Here is a 25,031-nt window from a genome sequence, read left to right on the forward strand (position 1 = left end):
TAAGCCTATCGGTTTACAGTATTTGAATAAAAAATAATTGGATGCGATTTTCTTTCCTTTCATATTCAATCACTGGATTGCTGGTTTAAGACTCTGAAATTTCAGACATATAGCCAGCTAGATATTTGCTAGTAAATAATCTGGCATTTAAGTAGAAGTATTGTGATAAATATTTCTGCGGCTTTTGCTGTTCAATTTTTAGTCAGTTATTTCACTTTTAAGGTTGAGGAGTCATGTCGATTGTTCGCTGGAATTCAAAGTTTAGATTGTGCTTACTTTTGTTGGTAAATATTTCAATTATCTCAGTTATTAATCCTGCAAAAAGTCAGGCTAATATACCTGAATCTGTTGCATCTACTGTGAGTGATACCACCCTTGTTCCTGCTTCTGGGCAGTTGCCTGTATTTTTTCGTGATCGCAACAATTATGTGGTTGAGAAGGTTACACCTATTTCACAATTACTCTCACCTAAACCATTACCTACTTTTAAGACTGACGATCCCACAGTCAGCAGACATCAAGTGCGATCGCCAGATGACAATACAGCAAAAGAACAGGTAACTTCTGTTTCGCAGTTATCAGATGTCAAACCTACTGATTGGGCGTTTCAAGCCTTGCAATCTTTAGTGGAACGGTATGGGGTGATTGCAGGCTACCCCAATCAAACCTTTCAAGGTGATCGGGCAATGACTCGTTACGAGTTTGCGGCTGGACTAAACGCAGCACTGGCTCGAATCAATGAGTTAGTAAGTGCAGGAACCAGCGATCTGCTGAGAAAAGAAGATTTAGAAACATTGCAAAAACTCCAAAGTCAATTTGCGCCAGAACTGGCCGAACTGCGGGGGAAAGTGGATTCGTTGGAAGCAAGAACAGCGACTCTTCAAGCACAGCAGTTTTCCACTACAACTAAACTTGTTGGTGAAGTTGAGACTGTGATTGGAGGAATTGTAGCAGGCAATAACGTCGTCACCAAGCAACCCGCACCTCACATCTTCACATTTCAAGACCGGGTTATTTTGCGCTTAAACACCAGTTTCACCGGTACAGATCAACTGCGGATAGCACTCACAGGAGGAAATATTACCGCTTCCGGAGGAACAAGAAGTGGAACACTTGGAACTAATGATGGCAAAACTTCTGATTACGCCAGTCCACTTTTTCCCAACAATCAATTTTTCCTCTCTGGTCTGCGCTATCGTTTTTTAGCTGGTAGTAATACTGCAATTAATGTTTTTGCTCAGTCTGATGGAGCCTTTGAACTAGGCTTGAGTGGAACCATCAACCCGTATTTTGAGGGGTCAGCAGCGAATGGGATCTCACGATATTCGCGGCGAAATATGGTCTATGACTACGGAGATACCGGAGCCGGAATTGCCATTCTCCATGACTTTAGTAAACAATTTCAATTAGGGTTGGAGTACACCTCGATTAACGGTAACAATCCTACAGAGAATAATGGCTTATTTTCAGGCAGGTATGTAGCTTTAGGACAATTACTATACACTAGCCCCAAGAATAATTTCCGGCTAGCTTTGACTTACGCCAATACTTATAGTCCACCAAACACTACAGGTATAAGTGGCACGAACTTCGGCCCAGTTATCGGCAGTAACTTAGCAAACAGTACCGTGGCTGGAAGAGGAACTTTAGCGAATACTTATGGTGTAGAAGCGCTTTATCGGATTAATCCATCTATAGCATTAAATGGATGGGTAGGTTATTCCGCGCACCGTTACTTAGGGCGCGGTGATGCAGAAGTCTGGAACTGGGGTGCCGGACTATCGTTTCCCGATTTATTTAACAAAGGTAGTTTGGGAGGTATTTTTGTGGGCATGGAGCCAAAGTTGACTACTTTAAGTAAGAACATCGATTTAGGAGCGGGTCTTGGTCAAGTAGACAAAGATACCTCCTTACATATTGAGGGCTTTTACCAATATCAACTTAGTGACAATATTGCGATCACGCCCGGTGTAATATGGATTACTGCACCAGACTTTGATGCTGACAATCCTGATAGTGTAGTTGCTTGGCTCCGCACTACCTTCAGATTTTAACTTGAAAAAACTATAGCAATCTTGAATCATTCGTGAAAAAGAAGCTCCCTGACTTCGTAAAAGTTGTTGGGGAGCTGGAGGTTGCAATTCTCATAAATCAAATAAGTAATACCAATTTGAAAAAAGAATGCGACAGATACATACGGACATTCCTTTGTTCTGTCTGGCTTTCTTAATTTTGAATTTTGAATTTTGAATTTTGAATTGGTATAAGTCGTTTACCCCAATTCGCTTGAGTTAAGTTTTGTCGTACTCTATTTGTCCATAGTCAAGTTTGATAATTCGGTTTGCTAAATGAAAATAACGGTCGTCGTGGCTAATCACCAGCACTGTTTTACCCCGCGATCGCAGTTCTGGGAGTAGTTTAGTATAAAAGATTTCTTTGAATATTGGATCTTGATCAGCTGCCCATTCATCAAATAGATAAATTGGTCGATCTTCCAAGTAGGCTGTGAGTAAGGCTAGTCGTTTCCGTTGTCCTTGAGAAAGTGCAGTGGTGGAAAGTTGCCCATTTTCAACTTTAACTTTATGGTCTAGTTGTAGTTGTTTTAAATATTGTGTCGCTTGAGTATCTAAGTTATAATTTTTTAATCCCAAAAGTTCTTCAAATAAATAAAAGTCGGAAAATACTACGGAAAAATGCTGGCGATACCATTCTCGGTTCTGTTCGCTAATTAACTCACTATCAAACCAAATTTCGCCATTTTCAGGGATGTAAAGTCCAGTAATTAGTTTAGCTAATGTAGATTTACCACTACCATTACCGCCAACAATAAAGACTAATTCTTGAGGATAAAATGTCAATTCGATGGCGCCAAAGATAAAGCTATTGTCTTCTTGATCTGTGTAATAAGTGTGGGTAACATTTTTAAATTTCAAGCTGTGCCAGTCAGATTTAAGAGCAGGTGGAACAGTCGATATTTCAGTTCGACTAACTAGAGATAAACCCAGTGACTCGATTTTTTGCAAGGCAATGCTGGCTTTGCTTAATAGGGGAAGTTTGCTGATGATGTTATCCATTGGTAACACCAAATAAGTCAAGGTCAAAATGTAGGCAGAGAGAGTTTGAGGATTGATGGTAAGCAGATTAGGCAGCGCAAACAGGACAAAACCAAGGGCAAAAAAGAATACGAGTTGACCCCAGCTTGAAGTTATGGCAAAAAGGGTTAGACCGTTAACGTTGTGATCACGGAACTCGTTAGCAGTTGATTGCAGTTTTTCTTCTAAAAAGTCTTGACGCCGCCTATAATTTAGCTTGAGTTCCTTGACTCCTTCGGTAATGGTGCGAAAATGTTTAAACAGATGATCTTCATCTTCACGAGCTAGGGCCAGCAATTTCCCGCCTCTGTTGAGTAGCCACTGACAACTAGCGATCGCTACTACTGTAACACCACAAACCATCAGCAGTACTAACCAAGAGAGCCAAGTTATATACGCTATGCAACCCAAGACGATCGCTAGATTAATAAAGATGAAAGGCAGCTGATAAACAGCATTGGCAACCGCCTGAATATCTTCTGTTAAAGTTGCCAATAATCGAGGATTCCCTAAGCGTTCCAGATGACTCAACTCAGAAGCGAGAATTTGGCGACTCAAACGCATCCGTAATTGCAAAACAGCATTCTGAGAAAGGCGAATCAGCATCACTTGGGAAATGATACTGGTAATCAGTGCAACTATTGCCAGCCCTGCAAAACCCCAAGTTATGGATGTCAGGCGGGAAGTGGAACTGCTACTAGCAGTACGGCTAATTAGGGCAATCAAGCCAGCACTACTACCGCCACTCAGAAATCCGGTAGTGATCGCGATCGCTACCATCCCCCAAGAAGAACGCAAAAGAAAGTAAATCAAATTCATAACAAACGCTCATACCCCCATGATGCCAGTTGCTACCCTACGGGTTCTCCAAAGGAGTACAAGTTGGGCATTGCCCGAACGCCAGTCACCATAAGGGAAACCCGTCTTCTTCTAATAAAGACGCACTCGCGTTCAGTAGTGGCTCCCCAATGCCCCATTTCCATCACAGTTGCTTGTAAACCAATTCAGTTTGCGCTTTTAGGGGAGATTTTATATTTTACAGTTAAAAACTTCTGAAATATCACGGTAAGCTAGTTGGAATTACAACTGATTCTGCCAGTAGATTGTCTTAGCTGCTCAGTTTTCCGGGGTGAAATTTGCGATGACTGTGAATATGAAGTCTTTGGATAAACAAATTAATGTCGCGGCCGATTCTAAAACCGCTCCTGTCAATCAAGGAACCCGCTACGTTCCTTCGCACCATCGACGCATTCTATGTATCTTTCCTAAGTACAGCCGCTCTTTTGGTACTTTTCATCATGCCTACCCACTTATGGGTAATGTCCGGGCTTTTATGCCACCCCAAGGTATTTTAATTGTGGCTGCCTACTTACCTAAAGAATGGGAAGTGCGGTTTATTGATGAGAATGTCAAATCAGCAACTAGGGCTGATTACCAATGGGCTGATGTGGTGATTGTCAGTGGAATGCATATCCAGAAACCACAGATTAATCAAATTAATGAACTTGCCCATCGAGCCGGCAAAATCACAGTTGTGGGTGGCCCCTCGGTATCTGGGTGTCCAGAATATTATCCTGAGTTTGACATTTTAAGTTTGGGTGAATTGGGAGATGCGAATGATCGCCTGATCGAATATCTCGACCAAAACCTGGAACGTCCTCAAGCGCAAATTCGCTTTGAAACTAAGGAACGTTTGCCCCTAACAGAGTTTCCCACTCCAGCTTATCATTTGCTGAATATCAATGATTATTTCCTGGCAAATGTCCAGTTTTCGAGTGGTTGCCCTTATCGCTGCGAGTTTTGTGATATTCCAGAACTTTACGGCAACAGTCCTCGGATGAAAACACCAGAGCAAGTAGTTGCGGAGTTAGATGCAATGCGACAATCTGGCAATTTGGGAGCAGTGTATTTTGTCGATGATAACTTTGTTGGCGATCGCCGCGCTGCCATGAAGTTGATTCCTCATCTGATTGACTGGCAAAAACGCAATGGCTATCCTATCCAGTTTGCCTGTGAAGCAACCCTCAACCTAGCTCAAAGTCCAAAATTGCTAGAGATGATGCGCGAAGCTTATTTCTGCACAATCTTTTGCGGCATTGAAACACCTGAACCAAATGCTCTCCATGCTATTTCCAAAGACCAAAATCTGAGTATGCCAATCTTAAAAGCGATTCAGGTTTTAAATAGCTATGGCATGGAAGTAGTATCAGGAATCATCATCGGGTTAGATACAGATACACCAGAAACAGCAGACCGAATTATCGAATTTATTCGGGCATCCCAAATTCCCATGTTGACAATTAACCTCCTTCATGCATTGCCTAGAACTCCTTTATGGCGGAGGTTAGAAGCAGAAGGACGAATTGTCTTTGATGAAAGCCGCGAATCAAATGTTGAATTTTTGATGCCCTACGAGCAAGTTATTGAGATGTGGCGGCGCTGCATCACAACTGCTTATGAGCCAGAATTTTTATATCAGCGGTTCGCCTACAATATGGAACACACTTACCCAAACCGCATTGAAGTACCAAACAGCCCAGCTCGCACTACTGGGGCTAATATTCGCAAAGGTTTAACTTATTTAGGGAATATTTTGCTGCGAATAGGCATATTTAGTAACTATCGTCAGACTTTCTGGAAAATGGCCAAGCCAGCCCTGAAAGCGGGTGATATTGAAAACTTGATTCACGTTGGACTTGTGGGACACCATTTGATTAAGTTTGCCCAAGATTGTGCCAAAAACGAAGAATCAGCTTCCTTTTATTCTCAAAAAATCCTCACCAAAGTTCGTAGTTAACTATCAATATTAGGTACTAACCATCGGTTGCTACAAGTGCTACATCTAAATTTGATAGCTCACGCATAATACAGAGTTGGAGTTTGTTGCAAATAGGGCTATACCAATTCTGTATGAAAATGCGCCATATATGAGGAACGAACCGCATACTCCTACGGAGAAGCAAGCTACGCGCAGCGTCTCCAAGAGTTGAACGCATACTCCTACGGAGAAGCAAGCTACGCGCAGCGTCTCGTAGAGAAGAACGCAAAGAAAGAAAGAAATAAGAAGCCAATAAAATTTGGCGCAGCCTTACAAAAAAATGGTATTAATACAGCATTTCATTAATTCATAGCAAATTAAATTTGGCAATGGCATTGTGTCCCTCTGCAATGGCAATGCGTCCCTCTGCAATGGCATTGCGTCCCTCTACAATGGCAATGCGTGCCTCTGCAATGGCAATGCGTCCCTCTGCAATGGCAATGTGTCCCTCTGCAATGGCATTGTGTCCCTCTACAATGGCAATGTGTCCCTCTACAATGGCATTGCGTCCCTCTACAATGGCATTGCATCCCTCTGCATTTAAAAACGATACGATTTTATGCAAAACCGTACTTAGTCCCTTAAAATCTGAGGTTTGCCAGAGGTAGAAGTAAAGCACAGTCTGTTCGACTAAATGAAAACTAAAAATATATCCAAAACTCCATAAAAGTAACCTTAAAGACACAGTAGCGATATTTCCTGGGAAAGACGTAACTACACTGCGGCCGCCCTAAAATTATAAGAATTGAAAGCCTACAGTCCACGCAGACGGTCTGGTAATGAGACAGAAGCTTGCCAAGACTTACGAGCGTGGAGCAGTTATATAGGAGTTTGAACGAACGGTTATGAACAGTTCTTTGACCCGACCCCTTGCTGTCGTGACGGGTGCCTCAAATGGTATTGGCTACGAACTTGCCAAACAGTTTGCCCAAAATGGCTTTGACCTTCTAGTTACAGCCACCGGATCGAGTATCAATGAAGCTGCTGAAGCTTTCAAAAATCTAGGTGCTCAGGTTGAGACGGTGCAGGCTGATCTCGCTAACTATGACGGTGTTGAAACGCTCTACAACCAGATTAAAGCGACTGGCCGACCAGTGGATGCGATCGCCATCAACGCGGGTGTCGGTGTAAGCGGCGACTTCGCTCGTGAAACCGACCTGAAGGACGAACTTAATCTGATCAATCTGAACGTTGTGTCATCTGTCCATCTTGCCAAACTAGTTGTAAAGGATATGGTTGAGCTTGGCAAGGGTCGAATCCTTTTCACATCGTCGATTGCCGCCTTGATGCCTGGCCCGTTCGAGACAGTCTACGCCGCCTCTAAGGCGTTTGTGCATTCTTTTTCAGAGGGGCTACGCAGCGAATTGAAGGATACGGGCGTTACCGTCACCGCGCTGATGCCCGGGCCGACTGATACCAATTTCTTCCACCGTGCGGATATGGACGACACCAATGTAGGCGTGGATGAAAAGGACGATCCAGCTGAGGTCGCCAAGCAGGGTTTCGACGCCTTGATCGCAGGTAAGCATGAGATCATCGCAGGTTCACTGAAGACGAAGCTTCTGGGCACAGTGAGCAAGGTCTTACCTGATACCGTAAGTGCTGAACTGCATCGCAAGCTCACTGAGCCGGGATCAGGCAACTAGTAATTTACACGTAATCAATCGGATATGCTAAGTTGGCACTGTTTTGAAATGGAGAGCGTTGGCGCAGCCCGCCGTAGGCATCGCTAGGGCTAACGGCATTAGCGAAGTTAATCGCGCAGTCGGCAATCTCACACATTTAGGCTGGTTCTGAGGAATCAGAGTCGTAACGGAGGATTCATGCAAATTCATCATCTCAATTGCGGCTGCATGTGCCCGATTGGTGGGGCTTTCTTCGATGGCTTCAGTCGCGGTCCAACGGCTCACCTCGTCTGCCACTGTTTGCTTGTCGAGACAGAGCAGGGACTTGTTCTCATTGATACTGGTTTTGGACTGCGCGATATCAAATCGCCTTACTCCCGCCTCAGCCCGTTCTTCATTCATTTCAATGGCATCCAGTTTGATAAAAAATACACCGCACTTGAGCAAGTTGAGCGGCTGGGATTTTCGGCGCGAGATGTGCGTCATATTGTGCTTACCCACCTCGATTTCGATCATGCTGGTGGTCTAGAAGATTTCCCGGAAGCAACTGTGCATGTAATGCAGACAGAGATTGAAACCGCGCAGGATCGGCGCGGCTTCATCGCCAAAAGGCGCTATCGTCCAGAACAATGGGACGAGGTTAAGCACTGGAAGTATTATTCGGCGGGAGGCGAACCTTGGTTCGGCTTTGAAGCAGTCCGTGACCTCGACGGACTACCGCCGGAGATTCTCTTTATCCCGCTTGTTGGTCACACGCGGGGTCATGCTGGTATCGCCATTGATACACCAGAGGGTTGGCTTCTACATGCAGGTGATGCTTACTTTTATCGGCACGAGATGGACTCAGCCAAAAGACGCTGCACGCCAGGTTTGCGTGCTTACCAGTGGATGATGGAGGTGGATCGCCAGGCTCGGTTGTTCAATCAAGATCGGCTACATGCGTTATCGAGCGATCGCAATAAGGGTGTGCGCCTCTTCTGTAGTCATGACGCTGTGGAGTTCAAAGCGTTCGCTGACCAATCTAGCGGATCTCAAAACTAGAAATTTGATCATTTGTCCAAATCAGAACTGATTCGTGCTGCTAACCAAGACATGGTAGATGCACTCACTATAAACAAACAACTTAACTTCAGGAAATTTCAACATATGAAAGCAGTTTGCTGGCAAGGAACCCATAAAGTAGAAGTCGAAACCGTACCCGATCCCAAAATTATTAATCCGCGTGATGCTATTGTTAAAATCACGTCAACGGCGATTTGTGGTTCTGATTTACATCTTTATAACGGCTACAACCCGACGATGCAAAAGGGCGACATCCTGGGTCATGAATTCATGGGAGAGGTCGTTGAGTTGGGGAGGGCTGTCAAGAATGTAAATATAGGCGATCGCGTTGTCGTCCCCTTTACCATTTCCTGCGGATCGTGTTTCTTCTGCAATCGAGATTTATGGTCGTTGTGCGATAACTCCAATCCCAACGCTTGGATGGCAGAAAAAATGCTGGGTCATTCCCCATCGGGTCTTTTCGGCTACTCTCATTTGACAGGCGGCTACGCAGGAGGTCAAGCTGAATATGCCCGCGTCCCCTTTGCCGATGTTGGTTTGTTCAAGATTCCAGATGGATTGACAGACGAACAGGTTTTATTTTTGACTGATATCTACCCCACCGGATACATGGCTGCGGAAAACTGTGACATCCAGCCTGGAGATACGGTCGCAATCTGGGGCTGTGGGCCTGTAGGGCAATTTGCGATTAGAAGCGCCTTTCTTCTCGGTGCAGAGCGGGTGATTGCCATCGATCGCGTTCCCGAACGCCTCCAGATGGCAAAAGCTGGTGGGGCAGAAATCCTTAACTATGAAGAAGTCGAGGTGGGTGAAGCCCTGAAAGAAATGACAGGTGGACGCGGCCCCGACTCGGTAATGGATGCGGTGGGGATGGAAGCTCACGGTTTGGGTTTGGAAGGCTTTTATGACAAGGCCAAGCAAACAGTACGTCTAGAGACTGATCGCCCCAATGTGCTACGTCAAGCGATCGTTGCCTGTCGCAAAGGCGGCACTGTGTCCGTTCCCGGTGTTTACACTGGTTTTGTAGACAAAATACCTATGGGGGCTTTCATGAATAAAGGCTTGACGATGAAAACGGGACAAACACACGTTCATCGGTACTTGCGTCCGTTGCTCGATCACGTTCAAAATGGCGATATCGATCCATCGTTCGTGATTACCCATCGTCTACCGCTAGATCAAGCACCGCACGGCTACGAAATTTTCAAGGACAAGCAGGACAACTGTATCAAAATTGTACTCAAGCCTGGTGAGTCCACCTGAAACCTTGTAAGGTAAATACGGAAAACCTTTGAGAAACAAGCACGTTAGCACTGTATTCCGTGCTTGTCTTCTAGACGCTAGCAGGCGACAGACAAGCTTCACGCTCAACGTATACTTAATGGTTTAGCTGTTGAGCGTGTGTGGCGAAAAGTGAGTTAATCATTTTCTATGTTCTCAGCAGTTTGACAAATTAATTGCCAAGCGTGCTGTACGTGTATTTTATCTGTGGTTGCTTGTCCAATTGACATTCTTAAAGTTAATTTTTGCTCAAGCTTAGTGGAAGTGAGATAGATTTTACCCGAAGAGTTGATATTATTAATGATTTCTTGGTTAATTGCATCACCCAATTTATGGCGAAAACATACCAAATTTAACGGGGGATTCACAACCAGTTCAAAACGAGGATGAGATTTTACACATTCAGCAAATTCTTGTGCTAAAGCAATATGCTTGCGAATATAATGCTGTAAGCCTTCTATACCATAGTGCCGAATTACAAACCACAGTTTGAGACTTCTAAATCTACGTCCTAAAGAAATCTGCCAATCTCGATAGTCAATAACTTTGCCAGACGTGCTAGCTTGATTTTTGAGAAATTCAGGCATGATAGATAATGCATGAATTAGTTTAGCTCGGTCTTTCACATAAAAACAAGTACAATCAAAATTAGTTAGCATCCATTTGTGAGGATTAAAACAATAGCTGTCTGCTAGTTCTAATCCTTGATGAATCCACCGATACTCAGGACATATAGCTGCTGTACCGCTCATTGCGCCATCAACATGGAGCCAAATGTTATGTATTTGAGCGATCGCACCTATTTCTGTTAATGGATCTATGGCATGAGATGAGGTTGTCCCCACAGTAGCAGCAATATAAAAAGGAATTAACCCAGATTCAATATCTGAAATAATCTGCTGTTGTAGTAATTCTGGACGCATTCTATAATCAGTATCAACCTCAATTAAACGGAGATTGTCTCGCTTAATTCCCGCTACAATAGCAGCTTTTTCAATTGAAGAGTGTGCTTGAATAGAAGTATAAGCAACTAGTTTATTAATATCTGCTTTTAACTGTTCTCTAGCAGCTATCAAAGCTACTAAAGAAGCACTACTGGCTGAGTCTTGAATTACTCCTCCTCCTGTTGTCGAAGATTTAAACTGCGAGGGAAGTTCTAACATATCTACTAACCAATCTAAAACATGAGTTTCTAACTCAGTACAAGCTGGAGAAGTTGCCCACAACATCCCCTGAACTCCAAGTCCCGCACTGACTAATTCTCCTAAAATTGATGGTGCAGAAATACCTGTAGGAAAGAAAGCAAAAAAGTTTGGAGACTGCCAATTAGTCAATCCTGGTACGATGATTTCATCTAAATCTTGTAAAATGTCTGCAAAAGACTCTCCTTTTACCGGGGCTGTTTCTGGTAGTTTGGCTCTAATGTCTCCAGGTTCTACTTGAGATAAAACAGGCAGTTGCTCTACTGTTTCTAAATAATTAGCTATCCAATCAATAGTTTTATATCCCCAATGACGAAATTCATCTGAGGACATATGGTATTCTTGATTGTTTTCCATATTTTTATCCGGGATAAAAAATATTATTTAACAATACATATTTTATATGTTATCTGAAGCTTTAATATTTATGTTTTTGTATCAAGCTCAGTAAAAAAAATGAGAGTATTGTTACTCTCCTAACGTAAGATGAGGGAAAATTTTCAGCTGAGTGATCAAGCCTCGCAATCCGTTCACACAATTCACAAGCGTGTGCGTTGTCAGAAAATTATCCCTTAATAGTCATTGTCAGCCACACAAATTCCTTTACATTTAATACCGTTCGTAGCTGTGCGCTGGCAATGAAAACATAAAACTTTTTCGTTTTCTGTTTCTTGATTGATATTTATATTAGTACTTGCAGTCAAAAAATCTTTTTCGGTCTGGATTTTTACAGTCATAAGGGTGGAGGGATTTTTTGCGGTTGACATTTTACAAGTCAGTTAGAATCTCAATCGGGTTTGGAGCAAAGCCTTGTTTTCATGTCACTAGCAGCAAGCTTTGCTACTTCTAGAGCGTCGTGCATGGTGTAGGTCATGGCTATATCTTTTAGCAAGGCGTACTAGTTTATTATTTCACTTCTATTGCAATTCTCGTTTGGATGCAACACATGGTAGGGGCACAGCAATGCTCATTGGTGTCAACTTAAGGCAAAATCCAGTCTAGAACAAGCTTTTAGAGGTGCCTCGTTTCCAGTCGGGGGAATGCCTACTCTTAGGCTCCGCCTTCCTTACTGGCGGCAGAGCCGCAATGAACAGCATTTCCAGCCATAGGCTGGAAACGAGGTTTGAAAAGGGTTTTGCGCTTAAGTTGACACGCATGAGCAATGCTGTGCCCTTACGAGTGGTCTGTAGAATGTATTCCCTTAGAATGTTAATGCGTTCTCCTGCATTAAAAACGCTACGTTTTTATGCAAAACTGTACTAAGATACTTTTGGTTGCTGCCATAGGATGAGTTTCAATTCAGAGCAGTTGCAAGCCCCATTAGTAATTTCTCCTTCGTGGTCAGCTATCCAATCATAAATTTGCGTAGCTTTTGCTAATGCCACTCTTTCTGAACGATAAAGCCGAGGGGTAGGGCAGTAAGCTTGGCCATTGATGTGTATAGCTGCAATCTGCCAATAATCGCTGTCTTCACCCTCTGGTACAACTTCTAAAAACCCGTTACTGTAAGGCTCGATTATTCCTATATTCATCTACAACCATCAAACTTTAAAACAAAGGCCAGAACAAAGCTGATACCAGCCAATTCTTCCGAGTCAAAGCTGGAATCACCAGGGAATGCAGTAGCAACCCCTGCTAATGATTGTGGGTTCGTAGTCAATGAAAATCTGAATTATCGGTTACTTTTTGGTTTTATTCCGTTATTGGCAGCAATAATGGCAAGAGGAATAGGCACAAACTAGGCTAAATTACTCCTCGGTCAGTAATGCAGTTTCACTCTAAAGAATTACCCTTTTTGTCGCATTAATACTTAGTGAACGGACTAGTAGTCCGAAACAACTTGCTACTCTTGTACCAGTAGGCTTTTCCCCAAGGATATTCGACTAAGGCTTCTTGATCCATTTGTCCATCAGGAACATTAACTCCTTCGGCATCGCGCAGCGATGGTGTTCAGGTAAAGTGCGATCGGGGTGCAGCTTCCTGGAGGAGAAAATTGCGATCGCGCTTCTCTTGGAGGGGTGCGTAGCTTGCCGCCTTCTTTACGAGACGCTCCGCGAACGGCATCGCAGATGACTAATGACTAATGACTAATAACCAATGACCAGACAACCAATTTACGGTAAGCTTTTGCGATCGCAAAAGCTTACTGGCTTCTTTCCCTGCTGGTCCAATCCAATCATCAATGGAGGACTTAACTTTTACTTTCAACTCCCAAGCCCAAGCAAAAAACTCACTTATATTTTGATTCTCTTGGAATATGTAATTCTTAAATGCTTCGTCAATCAGCTTGAGGAACTTTTCCGCAATTTTTTGGTTGTTCAAACCTGGAAGCTTGATTAGTTTTTTAAAGTGACGGCGTAGATGGACCAAACATTTTTGTTGAGCTGGTTGTCCTCCTGGTTTCCGTTTTTGAGCTTGGCTGTCCCCATCCTGAATATCAGGTTTTTTTCGGATTTTTTTCGGATATCCCCAGATGGTGGTTTTGATGATGTTTTACTATCTAAGTCTCTAATCGCCTTTAGTTTTTCTATTTCTTGTTCTAGCTGTCAAATTCTGGAGTTTTGTTTAATCGTGGCGAGCGCCTGCTCGATAATGATTTCTACCAGTTGTTCCAAAGACAACTGTATCAGGATTTCACGGTTTAGTTCAAGAGGCAGATTTTTTTCCATAACTGTGATATTCCACCTGGGATGTCACACTTGTCAATACCACCCTCACCTGAATCCTTACCAAAACCATATCCTGGTTCACCTAATAAGTATCAACCTTTAGAACCAGTAGCTTTTAGGGTAGATAGTCCACTATGCATTGCACTTCTCAGTAATTCTCAAAGTAAATATAATTGGTGGTTAGCAGGGCGCTGCCAAGCTTATGCTTATTCTGGTGCTTTTGTTAACCGTCAATTACTTGGTTTGGAACAATGGACAATTGGACTTGATAGAGCTATCCTTTTAGATTTTAGAAAATATACCCTTAATCAAAATCAATATGCTTTAGAATTTACATTTCCTAAATGGCATAGACAAATAAGGTTACAAGTTTGGCAATATGTAAGCCCACTGTCAGAAGTTATTTCACCAGAAAATGAAATTATTATAAATTCTTTAAGCGCACCTCTTGAGAGAATTGAATCAAAAATTGATGGTCTTTCTTAACTATGAAATTTGATCTGAGCTTGGCTGGTTTTGTACTTTCCTTGATTCTTGGTGCATCAGGTTGGGTTTTTCGATGGAACGACAAACAAAAATATGAAAGACAGCAAGCTAGTCTTGAAAGACAACAGGCTATTACTCAAGCTGAAGCTGCTGCTGAAAAAAAGGTTAATGAAGCGCGCGATTTCAACCACCTTTTAGGCAACCAAAAACAAATTACACAAGGCATTGCTAGCGGGTTTAGTGATATTGAGGAAAGAATAGATCATCTTCGGGAATTAATGCTTAGAGTGGAATCATATTTAATTCGCAACCAAGGCACTAATCACCATGAGTAACTTTCTGGGGATTCTTTTAACTTGATTCGCTTGTATTTTTCTGGGTACTTTTAACAATTCCCCGTAGCAAGCTGCCACACTTACTCTAGCCATAAGCTAATTGGGTAAAAAGATTTAATAATATCCGTTGCTAACCTACTCACTCAGTTGGATAAAGCTCGTACCGTTACGCCGCTAGGTATTAGCTCTATTATGAAGTTTGGCGGCTCAATGAAATCAGGTAACTAATGTCCAACACTACTAGGGAAGATTCGATGACAATACAGCAACTTATTGGCATCATGGCCCTGTTTTACTTAATTCAAACTTACGGGTGTAATCCAGGACTTTTCGGTCTTCCGCTGACTATTTATCTAAAAGAGAGCCTTGGACTTTCACCAGCACAGTTGGCATCCTTTAGCAGTTTAATTTTCATTCCCTGGTTAGTTAGACCACTTTACGGAATAATTGGAGATGCTGTTTTAATATTTAGCTATCAGTTCAAAAGCTACTTTTTTATCTGCTACGCCCTAACGCTTGCTGTCTTGTTAGGATTAGGCGGATTTCAAGTTAACACGATTTCCTTACTAGCAATCGGTCTAATTTTAGTCAATTTATTCATCGCCTTTAGCGACGTACTTACAGATAAAATAATGCTCGTTCAAGGCAGGATTTTCAACAATACGGCTCGCTTACAGGCAACTCAATGGACAGCTCTAAGTTTTGGTCAAGCTCTGCTGTATTATATCGGCGGCTGGCTTGCTCAAAATTCTAATCTATCGATGGCGTTTCTGCTCACTGCAATTGTACCATTGATTGGTTTAGTTGCAACCTTCCTATTACTTGCAAATGAAAAAAAGCAGCAAAAAACTGTTTCAGTTAAAAATAATCTGAAATCTATTTGGTTAGCAGTAAAGTCGCGACAGTTTCTCGCTGTTATGGGCTTTATTGCTTGCCTTGAGTTCACTCTCGTCCCATCCCTAGTAAATTACCTTGTATATTACTACAAGGATGCTTTGAAGTTTGACGCTCAATTTATAGGGATTTTGGGTACATTTGAAGCTTTGACCAATGGTTTAGGCGCACTTGTTTTTGGCATCTTTGCCTTTAGGATTTCTCGACAGCTACTGCTAAATCTAGCAATTGGGTTAACTTCTGTCTCTACGCTCGGTTTATTATTTATACACAATACTCAGAGCGCTATCTTGGTTAGTCTATTTTTTGGATTTTCTGGCATGATAGCCATGCTCGGTGTCTTAGAAATTGCAGCAAGATCTTGTCCTGTCGGTGTAGAAGCTGCAACCTACGCACTGCTGATGTCAGTGTATAACCTAGTTAAACAACCAGGTCCCATTTTAGGAGGTTACTTATATAGTTGGGGCGTTCCAGTTTACATTCTTGTCATTATCAGTGCCGTATTTACAATGCTTTGCTGGCTTCTAATTCCTCTACTGAAATTAGATCAAGAGTAATTGAGCGCCAAGAGTCACAGTTTTATTAAAATGGCACGCCTGAAGGGGTGACAAGCAACCAAAAAGCTTGCTAAATAGAGCTTTTAACCAGTTGCCCTTGAAAAAAATGTCCCCCCGATAGCATCCACTTTTGGCAGATCGACTTTTTTTGACCAACCATATAGTAGGGTTTTTGGCACCAAATAATTATGTTTCTTCCAAAAATGGATGCTCCCACTCAGTTTTTTATTTGTGAAGCACAAATTGCTCCAGATCGTGAAACTGCCCTTTGAAGAAGCCATACTGTTTCAGTATACCCTGACTGTGAAAACCTAACTTTTCTAGCAACTTTTTAGAAGCTATGTTGTCCACCATGACTTGGCCAACAATGAAACGCAAACCCATTTTCTCAAACCCAAATTCCAAGATACTACCCACCGCCTCAGTCATGATGCCATGTCTCCAAAAGGTACTAGCAAGCTCATAACCGACCTCAGCAGAGTGTTCTTGTGGGTTCCACGTAAACCCACAAGAACCAATCAAAACGTTATCTTGCTTACGGGCAATTCCCCAGCGAATTCCATCTCCTCGCTCAAACCGCTTGGCTCTACGTTCAATGAGTGCGATCGCTTCTTTAATAGAAGTGAAGCTATCAAGATCATGAAACTGAGTCACGCCTGGATCACAGAAGACAGCAAAGATCGCCTCAGCATCCTGCAACGTTGTCTCACGCAGAAAGAGTCTTTCTGTTTCTAATTGAGGAAAGGAAGATAGTGAGAAATTTTTGCTCATAGTTGCAACCGATCATCTGGGGTTAGAGCTGACCTAGCGATCGCCACAGTCACAAGACAAATCAAAACGCTCAAGGTTGAATAGTCTTCGCCGACTGGTTAAATAACATATCTCGTGATTTATCTGGATCAAGCGCTTGAGTTTGCAATGCTTCTGCTTTCTCATAGGCGCGAATTGTTGCTGGACGGGCTTTAATTGTCTCAAACCACCGCTTGAGATGAGGAAAATCCTCTAGGTTTTGACTTTGGCGCTCATGGGGGACAATCCAGGGATAAGCAGCAATATCGGCGATAGAATAATCGCCAGCCACAAATTCTTTATCTGCTAGTTGCTTATTCAGCACTGCATATAAGCGTCCCGTCTCATTCACGTAGCGGTTAATGGCATATTCAATCTTTTCGGGAGCATAGGCGCTAAAGTGATGATTTTGTCCCGCCATTGGCCCTAGCCCTGCCATTTGCCAGAACAACCATTCTAAAACTTTAGTGCGTTGGCGTAAATCTTGGGGGATTAATTTCCCGGTTTTTTCTGCCAAATATAGCAAGATTGCACCAGACTCAAATACTGAAATTGGCGCACTTCCATCGGCTGGTTCGTGGTCAACGATCGCAGGCATCCGATTGTTAGGAGAAATCTTCAGAAATTCCGGCTTAAATTGCTCCCCAGCCCCAATATTTACAGGATTTATGGTATATGGTAAGCCGACTTCTTCCAAGAAAATTGTGATTTTATGACCGTTTGGGGTTGTCCAATAATAAAGATCAATCATGGTTAGTTTTCCTTATATTGAGGGTTGAAATTTAAACACAAAAGGGCGTAGAGAATTCGCAACGAATTAATGAAATGTTGTATATTGCGGTGATTTTGCGATCGCTGCCCAAACTCTGTGGTGAACCTGAAGAATTGGTGTGGGATATTTTGCTTCGAGTAATGTTGCCAATTCTTGGTCAAATACTTCTATTTTTGCTGGTGTCAAGCTGGCTCCGACACCAGCACTAGCCCGAATTTGCCCCCGCCAATCTTCGTGTGTATAAGGTACAAATACATCGTAAGAAAATGTGCGGATTTCTCGGAATCCTGCTTCGCCAATATCTTGTAACCACAGGGGATACAATCCATTACCGCCCTCCAGATTCCACGCGGGATTATGAGCCTTAATCAGTTGTTCTGTTGCTTCAACTACATTACCCTTTAAGGGTATCCAATCAAAATGAGCGATCGCAATCAAGCCATTTCTTCTCAATATCCGAATAATTTCCTGGACGACACGCAAACGGTCAAACCAATGCCAACACTGTCCAGCAGTTACCACATCCGCACTTGCGTCTGGTAACTCGGTTTTTTCGGCAGTTGCGACTCGATAATCTACTTGGAGTTGGGCAGATTCGCTTAACTGGCTTGCTTGTTCTAAAAGTGATGCTGATCGGTCTATGCCAATCACATAAGCACCTCTATCCGCAAAGCCCCGCGCTAGTGTTCCTGTTCCTGTGGCAAGGTCAACAATGTTCTGCCCTGGTAAACCTATACCATATTCAGACAGTTTGTTAAATAATGAACTGGGAAAGCCAGCGCAGTGTTTTGCATAATCAGTAACAGTTGCACCAAAATCAATTCTCATACCTGCAAAACTATCTTTTTAACAATTGTCTAGGCTAGAAGTTCTCTACCCACGGACGTAGTTCTATTTCCCATGTCCAAGCACTGCGGGGTTGGCGAAGAATACTGAGATAAGTTTGAGCGATCGCATCCGGGTCAAGGGTACTATCAGGATTATCTGCTGGATCTTGGCGGCCTGCTGAACGGATTCCACCATCAATCACGAAATGCGCCACATGGATATTTTTCGGTGCTAATTCTCTAGCAATACTCTGAGCCAAACCGCGCAGTGCAAATTTACCCATTGCAAAGGGAGCAGACAGAGGATAACCTTTGATACTGGCTGAGGCTCCAGTAAAAAATATAGCACCACCGCCAAGCTGCAAAAACCTTTTGGTAGCAGCTTGGGCCACAAGAAAGCCACCATAGGCAGTTACATCTAAGGTTTTTGCCACCTCAGCAGGGTCTAAATCAACAAGAGGCCCCCGCACCCGGAAACTGGGATTGTAAACGACAATATTCGGAGAACCGACTTTATTTTCAACATCAATAAATAACTGTTCTACTTCATTTGGCTTTGAGACATCAGCAGCGAAACTAACTGCGCCAATTTCACTGCTCAATTGAGTGAGTTTTTCAATTTGACGAGCCGCTAAAGCGACGCTGAATCCTTCTTTAGCAAATAGGCGGGCTAAAGAAGCGCTCAGTCCACTACCTGCTCCGACAATTAAAGCTGTTGTTGCCATAAATTTAATTCTCCTAGTTAACCCAAGTTGCTAGTTACTCTTATGAGCGATCGCATTGCTCCCGTTAAGCAATAGAATGCCCTCCAAGAAGAAAATTAGGAGGGCTATATAGCTAAACGAAATAATTGCCATATATGCTATCACAGACGATTTATTAAAGGCGATTGGGCACAAAGAAGATTGTCGTCGAGCCATGAAGGACGCAGAAATTATTACAACTGCTTTTCTTCAGGCGATGTTCTTTAATGGTAACCAGAGTAAAGCTTGTAGCTATACGAAAGATCATCGCTTGATATCGAATATGTTAGAAAAGCCACGATTTAACCGGATATTACACAGTGTCTCAATGTTAATCAACGATTTGTTTGATCAATTGGGAACGATCCGCAAAGAGATTAGTAATTGCACTGAATATCTTTTAGACTCATTCACCGTACCCATTTGCGACAACATTCGGATTTTTAATGTGAAATTAATTAAGTCAGAGGAGTATCACGGTTACGTAGCATCGAACAAACGTTACTTTTATGGTGTTAGGGTACAGTTATTAACAACCAAAAATGAATGGTATTCCGGTTGAATTTGTATTTATGCCTGGTAGTGCCAGTGATGTCCGCGCCTTAAATGCGAAACCGAGTGAATCTACCACCTGGCAGTGAAGTTTACGGTGATTCAGCCTACACAGTGATTTCCCTAAATCGATTCATGCTTGGATAATGTAAAGGTTTTTACTGAAAGCTAAAGCATTTATTTCTACATTTTTTTAATAAGCATTTATTTAATGGGTTAATTTTAATACCTTAAAATGATTTAATGCTCTGATGTTAACTTGACTCTAATTTCCGGTCGCTTATAGCGCCACCGCCAATTTTTCATGTGCATTCGTTTCAATCAATGGTCACGAAGTATTCAGAATTTTATAACCCGCAACTTGGGTTATTACTAAAGTTGGGATATTGGTTATCAACCTGATGTGCTTTTTTCACAAGCCAGCTAAATAAAAGATTAGCGAGCTTTAATTGTCTAAAAATCTGTTGGGGATCTGCAAGATGGGTTTTTGGCAATTGTTGTCCTATTTCTTTGAAAACTAGACCAAGAGGCACATTGATTTCATCTTGGAGTTTCAAACAGCGCGTGAACAGCGAACCGTAAGCTGCAATTAGCGAACCAACTCCGCCTCGCGCTTGTCCCCAGCCAATAAAATAGAGTCCCTTGTAATCATCAAAAAAAGAACCGCCATAGCATTTAACTACTGCTCCTTCAATCCGCTGAAGTTCTGGGGGTAGGAAAGGATAAGCAACGTAGTAACCTGTTGCACAAAGAATGAGGTCAAATGCCTCTCGACTACCATCAACAAATTCAACTTCCCAACCATCAAGGTGACGCACCGCAGGTTTAGGAATAATTCGTCCATGTTTGATGTAGTAGGGCACTTCATTGTTCAGAGTCGGGTGCTTGTCAAAAACTCGATACTTGGGTTTGGATAAACCATAATTTTCGTGCGTCCCGAAGCTCAGGCGGATAATTCCGTGAGCCATAAGCCGCTGAAACCATTGTGGCATCCACCATTTTATTAAGTCAGCAATTGGGACTCCTGCAAAAGACTTTGGGATAAACCACACTGATTCGCGCATACTCAGAACAGACTTAGCACTGACGCGGGCTGCTTCTGCGGCCAAATCGCAAGCTGAGTTTCCACCTCCAATCACCAAAACTCGCTGACCACGCAACTGATCTGGATGCTTGTAATCTTTAGAATGGATAATCTTACCGTGGAATTCTCCCTGAAATTTAGGAAAACGTTTGCACCAGTGATGCCCATTGCACATCACCACCCCTTTATAAATTCGCTGTTCTCCATCAGCAAAGGTCACTTCCCAAAGATTGTTTTCAACTGGGCGGACGTAATTAACTGTACGATTCAGTTCAATCTGTGCACATAAATCAAAATAATCTGTAAAAGCGTTTAAATAATCCCGCATGTTCTGCGCGCTGGGAAAATCGGGATAATTATCAGGCATGGGGAAATGGGTAAATTGGGTAATTTTGCGTGACGAAATGATATGAGCGGTTTCATAAACGCCGTGATACCAATTTCCGCCAACATCATCACTGGCATCAACTTGGTCGTAAGGAATATCGGCAGCCTTAAGTGCCCAAGCCATACCTAATCCAACAAAACCAGCCCCGATAATCAGCTGTTTGTGAGTCCTATCAAAAATCTTCTGAGTTTTACTACTTTCCTTTACCAACTTTCAACCTCCTAAGAAATGCATCATTAATCGAGTTCACTATCTGAGGAAAATATCGTTTGAGAAGATGGGCATTTTTAGCTGTGGCATCGGGAAAGACATGCAATTTATTGTGAATAATTCCTTTAATTGTGGCGCGCATTACCTGGGCTGGGTCGGTTGCTACATGTTCTAGAAAGTCGTCGTTACTCTTGGCAAAACTTCCAAACCGTTCACACTGGAGAATTGGGGTACGGCTAAAAAAGGGATAGACAGCTGTAACCTTTACATTGTAGTCTTTTACTTCATGGAAAAATCCTTCACTAAATCCACGCAAACCAAATTTGCTAGCTGCGTAATGAGTTAATCCAGGCAATGCCCACCAACCTGCTAACGATGAAATATTGACAATATGACCTCGTTGACGAGCAATCATATCAGCAGCAAATAGGGCGCTTAACCGCATCGGTGTTAGTAGATTTATCTGCATGAGACGTTCCCATTTCTCACTTGGAATTTCATCCATGCGACCAAAGACCGCAATACCAGCATTGTTAATCAAAATATCGACAGGAATATTGAGTGCTTTGACTTGACGATACAGGTTTTCACATCCTTCACTGGTAGAAAGATCAATAGCTAAGTAAGCTAGTACTTGACCAGTTGCGACTTGGCACTGAATCAATTCAACTCGTTCACGCAGCACAACTTCATTTAGATCCGTTAAAATCAGTCGGCTACCAGCCTCTAACAACTGTCGCGTCAGTTCCTGTCCAAACCCACCAGCAGCACCAGTGATCAGTACAACCGTCTTATCTAGCTGGGTCATAATCTCTTTTCAAAATTATTAATTAATATTAGTGCGAATATCTTGTTTCATGGTTATTATGAATTGAAAATACCAGATAAACGCATCTAAAAATATTTAACAGAAAACAATATTTATAAATTATCAATTTTTGGTAACTTAATAAAACAGAATTCAGAAGCGGAGCCGAAGACGCTGCGCCTTTGGCTATAATCACAACTTGCGCCCGCCCTTCGAGCCGCGATCGCATGAAATTTAGCGGCAGAAACACCTGCGTATAACAGCATTCCGCAGTAACCGTTTAAGCGCTCTTCCATCACTCTGGTTAAAGAAAAATAAGAGTTAACTTCTAAACAAGGCATAGAGACTGGGTTTGGAGCTTTATTTTCTAACATTATGGCTTATTAAATAAATGCTTGTTGGAGAGTAAATTCCAAAATAAATGCTTTGAGTTTCAGTAAAAACCCTTCCAAAAAACCTTCGATTAATACATTCATAATATTAAGGATTGAGTGTAACTGAAGATAAGTGTGAATTGCCCTTAGTCGGACTTTGACCAATTTGCAGTACACAAACTGCGGCAATCAGACAGAGAACGCCTGATAAAATAAACGCTTGTAAATAACTACCCGTCCAGGTTCTCAATACCCCGGCTCCGAATGCTGCTGTGGCTGCACCGAGCTGATGTCCTGCGACAATCCAGCCGAACATCACGCCGACATTTTCTTTACCGAAGACGTTAGCAACAAGACGTACCGTTGGTGGTACAGTGGCAATCCAATCAAGTCCATAGAAGACGGCAAAAATGGAAAGTCCATAGAAGGAAAAGTCGAAACTGAAGGGTAAGAAAATCAAAGACAAACCCCGCAGTCCGTAGTACCAGCACAATAAGTAGCGATTGTTCCAGCGGTCAGATAGCCAACCAGACATAGTAGTTCCGAAAAAATCGAATAGTCCCATGATTGCCAAAAGACCAGCAGCTTTGACTTCAGGGATACCGTGGTCAATACAAGCGGGAATTAGATGAGTTCCAATTAACCCATTTGTGCTAGCACCACAGATAAAAAAGCTACCAAATAACAGCCAGAAGTCTCGATTACGCATTCCCAGCCAGAGGGCATTGAGGGTGGAGGTGATGGAATTCACTCTTGGCTGTGAGACTTCCACCGTTTCGCTGTTGTCGCCAAAGGCCCGCAAACCGACATCTGCCGGACGATCGCGCATAAAGACTGCGATCGCTGGAATAATTAGAAGTGCTGCACCAGTCAAACCTAGAGCGGCAATTCGCCACCCAAAGCGATCGGTTATTGAGGCCAGCATGGGCAGAAACACCAGTTGCCCGGTAGCTGTACTGGCGGTTAGGATGCCGAGAACTAAACCCCGCTTCTCAAAAAACCAGCGATTGACGACAATAGCACCCAAAACTAGGGCGATAACTCCGCTACCACAACCGACAACCACACCCCACAGCAAGACTAGCTGCCAAGATGCTGACATCAAAGTGGTTAAACCGACACCGAGAGCAATGACAGCAAGTGAGAATATCATCATCCGGCGAATGCCGATTCGCTCCATGAGTGTGGCGGCAAAAGGCCCAATTAGTCCGTAGAGTACTAAGTTAATGGATATTGCCAAAGATATAGTAGCTCTACTCCAGCCGAACTCCTGTTCGAGAGGCACTATAAAAACTCCGGGAGCAGAGCGAATTCCGGCCGCCACCAGCAAGGCTAGGAATGTTAAGCCTGCGACGAGCCAGCCATAGTGAAAGGACCGACGCGCTAGGAAGGAGGGTAAGGACATAGTGGGGAATGGGTAGATGCGGGGGCAGGGAGCAGGGGGCAGGAGGCAGGGGAGTGGAGTTCAAAGACTTATTCACGAGTATCAAAGACTCGTTGACGGAGTTCAAAGACTCATTCACGAGTATAAAAGACTCGTCGGCGAGTATCAAAGACTCATTCATGAGTATAAAAGACTCGTCGGCGAGTATCAAAGACTCATTCACGAGTATCAAAGACTCATTCACGAGTATTAAAGACTCGTCAGCGAGTATCAAAGACTCATTCACGAGTATCAAAGACTCATTCACGAGTATCAAAGACTCGTCGGCGGGTATCAAAGACTCATTAGCGAGTATCAAAGACTCATCCCCAATGCCCAATGCCCTATTCGCAATTTAGGAAAAGCTACCTTGCATAAGGGTTACCAATTCTGTCTACAGAGACGTTGGAGGAGAATGGCAAACGACCTGGATTTAAGCGTGGTTCGGCTGCATAGCCAACAGGAACTAAAACAGCGATCGCTAAATCTGGATTATCCCCAGCCCCAATCACTTCCTTTACCTGATCCTCAGTCCAACCGTTCATAAAACAAGTGGATAATCCCAGACTTTCTGCTGCTAACACCAAATGGGTAGCGGCAATCATGGCATCTTTGATGGCATATTCGCGTCGCTTGTTGCCTAGCCCAGCTTGAAATTGCGGGACGGCGGTTTTAAAGTAGTTTACCGTACCTTCATTCCATGCCCCAGTTTCAATTCCCTGCTCTAGAATTGGGGTCAAGTTTTGTTCGCCTGCGTTCGGATCGGCGGCAAAGACAAAGGTTACAGGTGCTTGAACAATTTGCTGTTGATTAAAAGATGCTGCTGTCAGTGCTGCCTTTTGCGCTTCATCTTGCACAAGAATAATTTGCCAGTCCTGGAGATTATAGCTGCTGGGTGCAGCCACGGTTAACTCTACCAGTTGCTTGAGCAGTTCTGGGGCGATGGGGTCTGTTTTAAAAGTTTTGATTGCACGACGTTTAGCGATCGCACTGGGTACATCTAAAGGTTGGGTTTGAGTAATAGAAATCATGAGATTCTC

At 43.0% G+C, this 25,031-nt stretch carries 22 protein-coding genes and 2 pseudogenes; 9 read left to right on the forward strand and 15 right to left on the reverse strand.

The features are described from left to right. The first annotated feature begins 233 nt into the window (after positions 1–233). Positions 234–2,054 carry an iron uptake porin gene (locus tag V7K46_RS17565; protein ID WP_335115283.1) on the forward strand — a complete coding sequence of 607 codons (1,821 nt, stop codon included), beginning with the start codon at positions 234–236 and terminating at the stop codon, positions 2,052–2,054. Between the two features lie 237 nt (positions 2,055–2,291). Here V7K46_RS17565 and V7K46_RS17570 read toward each other — a convergent pair whose 3' ends face one another. Next, entirely contained in the window at positions 2,292–3,911 is a 1,620-nt protein-coding gene (locus V7K46_RS17570; RefSeq protein WP_335115285.1) for a cyclic peptide export ABC transporter, read from the reverse strand. A 322-nt stretch (positions 3,912–4,233) separates the two neighbouring features. Between V7K46_RS17570 and V7K46_RS17575 the strand changes: the two genes are divergently transcribed. Next, positions 4,234–5,889 carry a B12-binding domain-containing radical SAM protein gene (locus V7K46_RS17575; protein WP_335115287.1) on the forward strand — a complete coding sequence of 552 codons (1,656 nt, stop codon included), beginning with the start codon at positions 4,234–4,236 and terminating at the stop codon, positions 5,887–5,889. 328 nt (positions 5,890–6,217) lie between these two features. On the opposite strand, the gene V7K46_RS17580 is transcribed toward V7K46_RS17575, so the two are convergent. Further along, the gene (locus V7K46_RS17580) at positions 6,218–6,595 is read right to left on the reverse strand and encodes a hypothetical protein (protein WP_335115289.1); all 378 of its coding nucleotides are present in this window, start codon (positions 6,593–6,595) and stop codon (positions 6,218–6,220) included. A 160-nt stretch (positions 6,596–6,755) separates the two neighbouring features. Here V7K46_RS17580 and V7K46_RS17585 point away from each other — a divergent pair, with 160 nt between their 5' ends. Beyond that, positions 6,756–7,556, forward strand: a complete 801-nt coding sequence (locus tag V7K46_RS17585) for an SDR family NAD(P)-dependent oxidoreductase (RefSeq protein WP_335115291.1) — start codon at positions 6,756–6,758, stop codon at positions 7,554–7,556. A 4-nt stretch (positions 7,557–7,560) separates the two neighbouring features. Here V7K46_RS17585 and V7K46_RS17590 read toward each other — a convergent pair whose 3' ends face one another. Next, on the reverse strand, positions 7,561–7,692 hold the full coding sequence (locus V7K46_RS17590; RefSeq protein WP_335115293.1) for a hypothetical protein: 132 nt from the start codon (positions 7,690–7,692) through the stop codon (positions 7,561–7,563). A gap of 41 nt (positions 7,693–7,733) precedes the next feature. Here V7K46_RS17590 and V7K46_RS17595 point away from each other — a divergent pair, with 41 nt between their 5' ends. Beyond that, positions 7,734–8,576: an MBL fold metallo-hydrolase gene (locus tag V7K46_RS17595; RefSeq protein WP_335115295.1), complete on the forward strand. Its 843-nt coding sequence runs from the start codon at positions 7,734–7,736 to the stop codon at positions 8,574–8,576. A gap of 105 nt (positions 8,577–8,681) precedes the next feature. Next, positions 8,682–9,860 (forward strand): zinc-dependent alcohol dehydrogenase, encoded by a 1,179-nt coding sequence (locus V7K46_RS17600; protein WP_335115497.1) that lies wholly within the window; start codon positions 8,682–8,684, stop codon positions 9,858–9,860. A gap of 155 nt (positions 9,861–10,015) precedes the next feature. Here the strand turns inward: V7K46_RS17600 and V7K46_RS17605 are convergent, their stop codons facing one another. The 4 genes and pseudogenes from V7K46_RS17605 to V7K46_RS32085 all read right to left on the reverse strand — a co-directional run. Continuing rightward, a complete protein-coding gene (locus tag V7K46_RS17605) occupies positions 10,016–11,437 on the reverse strand; it encodes a pyridoxal-dependent decarboxylase (RefSeq protein WP_335115297.1) in 1,422 nt (473 codons plus the stop codon). A 902-nt stretch (positions 11,438–12,339) separates the two neighbouring features. Further along, the gene (locus V7K46_RS17610; protein ID WP_335115299.1) at positions 12,340–12,612 is read right to left on the reverse strand and encodes a hypothetical protein; all 273 of its coding nucleotides are present in this window, start codon (positions 12,610–12,612) and stop codon (positions 12,340–12,342) included. A gap of 541 nt (positions 12,613–13,153) precedes the next feature. After that, complete coding sequence (locus V7K46_RS17615; protein ID WP_335115301.1) at positions 13,154–13,402, reverse strand: hypothetical protein; 249 nt, start codon at positions 13,400–13,402, stop codon at positions 13,154–13,156. A gap of 54 nt (positions 13,403–13,456) precedes the next feature. Beyond that, positions 13,457–13,626, reverse strand: a pseudogene (locus tag V7K46_RS32085) (IS66 family transposase); the annotation flags it as partial. Between the two features lie 153 nt (positions 13,627–13,779). On the opposite strand from V7K46_RS32085, the gene V7K46_RS17620 reads away from it, so the two are divergent. The 3 genes from V7K46_RS17620 (at position 13,780) to V7K46_RS17630 (ending at position 16,021) form a co-directional block, all read left to right on the forward strand. Then, positions 13,780–14,235: a hypothetical protein gene (locus tag V7K46_RS17620; RefSeq protein ID WP_335115303.1), complete on the forward strand. Its 456-nt coding sequence runs from the start codon at positions 13,780–13,782 to the stop codon at positions 14,233–14,235. A 2-nt stretch (positions 14,236–14,237) separates the two neighbouring features. Then, positions 14,238–14,570, forward strand: coding sequence for a hypothetical protein (locus V7K46_RS17625; protein WP_335115305.1), 333 nt, complete (start codon positions 14,238–14,240; stop codon positions 14,568–14,570). 254 nt (positions 14,571–14,824) lie between these two features. After that, a complete protein-coding gene (locus V7K46_RS17630) occupies positions 14,825–16,021 on the forward strand; it encodes an MFS transporter (protein WP_335115307.1) in 1,197 nt (398 codons plus the stop codon). Positions 16,022–16,246: 225 nt separating this feature from the next. Here V7K46_RS17630 and V7K46_RS17635 read toward each other — a convergent pair whose 3' ends face one another. From V7K46_RS17635 to V7K46_RS17650, 4 genes are all read right to left on the reverse strand, one after another. Further along, positions 16,247–16,792, reverse strand: a complete 546-nt coding sequence (locus tag V7K46_RS17635; protein WP_335115309.1) for a GNAT family N-acetyltransferase — start codon at positions 16,790–16,792, stop codon at positions 16,247–16,249. 70 nt (positions 16,793–16,862) lie between these two features. Further along, positions 16,863–17,561, reverse strand: a complete 699-nt coding sequence (locus V7K46_RS17640) for a glutathione binding-like protein (protein WP_335115312.1) — start codon at positions 17,559–17,561, stop codon at positions 16,863–16,865. Positions 17,562–17,627: 66 nt separating this feature from the next. Further along, entirely contained in the window at positions 17,628–18,410 is a 783-nt protein-coding gene (locus V7K46_RS17645) for a class I SAM-dependent methyltransferase (protein ID WP_335115314.1), read from the reverse strand. Positions 18,411–18,444: 34 nt separating this feature from the next. Beyond that, positions 18,445–19,134, reverse strand: a complete 690-nt coding sequence (locus V7K46_RS17650) for an SDR family NAD(P)-dependent oxidoreductase (protein ID WP_335115316.1) — start codon at positions 19,132–19,134, stop codon at positions 18,445–18,447. A 121-nt stretch (positions 19,135–19,255) separates the two neighbouring features. Here V7K46_RS17650 and V7K46_RS17655 point away from each other — a divergent pair. Further along, a pseudogene (locus V7K46_RS17655) lies at positions 19,256–19,818 on the forward strand (transposase); the annotation flags it as partial. Positions 19,819–20,051: 233 nt separating this feature from the next. On the opposite strand, the gene V7K46_RS17660 reads toward V7K46_RS17655, so the two are convergent. From V7K46_RS17660 to V7K46_RS17675, 4 genes are all read right to left on the reverse strand, one after another. Continuing rightward, entirely contained in the window at positions 20,052–21,386 is a 1,335-nt protein-coding gene (locus V7K46_RS17660; protein WP_335115320.1) for a flavin-containing monooxygenase, read from the reverse strand. Beyond that, entirely contained in the window at positions 21,370–22,194 is an 825-nt protein-coding gene (locus V7K46_RS17665) for an SDR family NAD(P)-dependent oxidoreductase (RefSeq protein ID WP_335115322.1), read from the reverse strand. Before V7K46_RS17665 ends, V7K46_RS17660 begins: the two co-directional genes overlap by 17 nt. A 480-nt stretch (positions 22,195–22,674) precedes the next feature. Then, complete coding sequence (locus V7K46_RS17670) at positions 22,675–23,973, reverse strand: MFS transporter (protein ID WP_335115324.1); 1,299 nt, start codon at positions 23,971–23,973, stop codon at positions 22,675–22,677. Between the two features lie 383 nt (positions 23,974–24,356). Then, a complete protein-coding gene (locus tag V7K46_RS17675) occupies positions 24,357–25,022 on the reverse strand; it encodes a nitroreductase family protein (RefSeq protein ID WP_335115326.1) in 666 nt (221 codons plus the stop codon). Positions 25,023–25,031 lie beyond the last annotated feature (9 nt).

Source organism: Nostoc sp. (assembly GCF_036917395.1).
Classification (GTDB): Bacteria; Cyanobacteriota; Cyanobacteriia; order Cyanobacteriales; family Nostocaceae; genus Nostoc.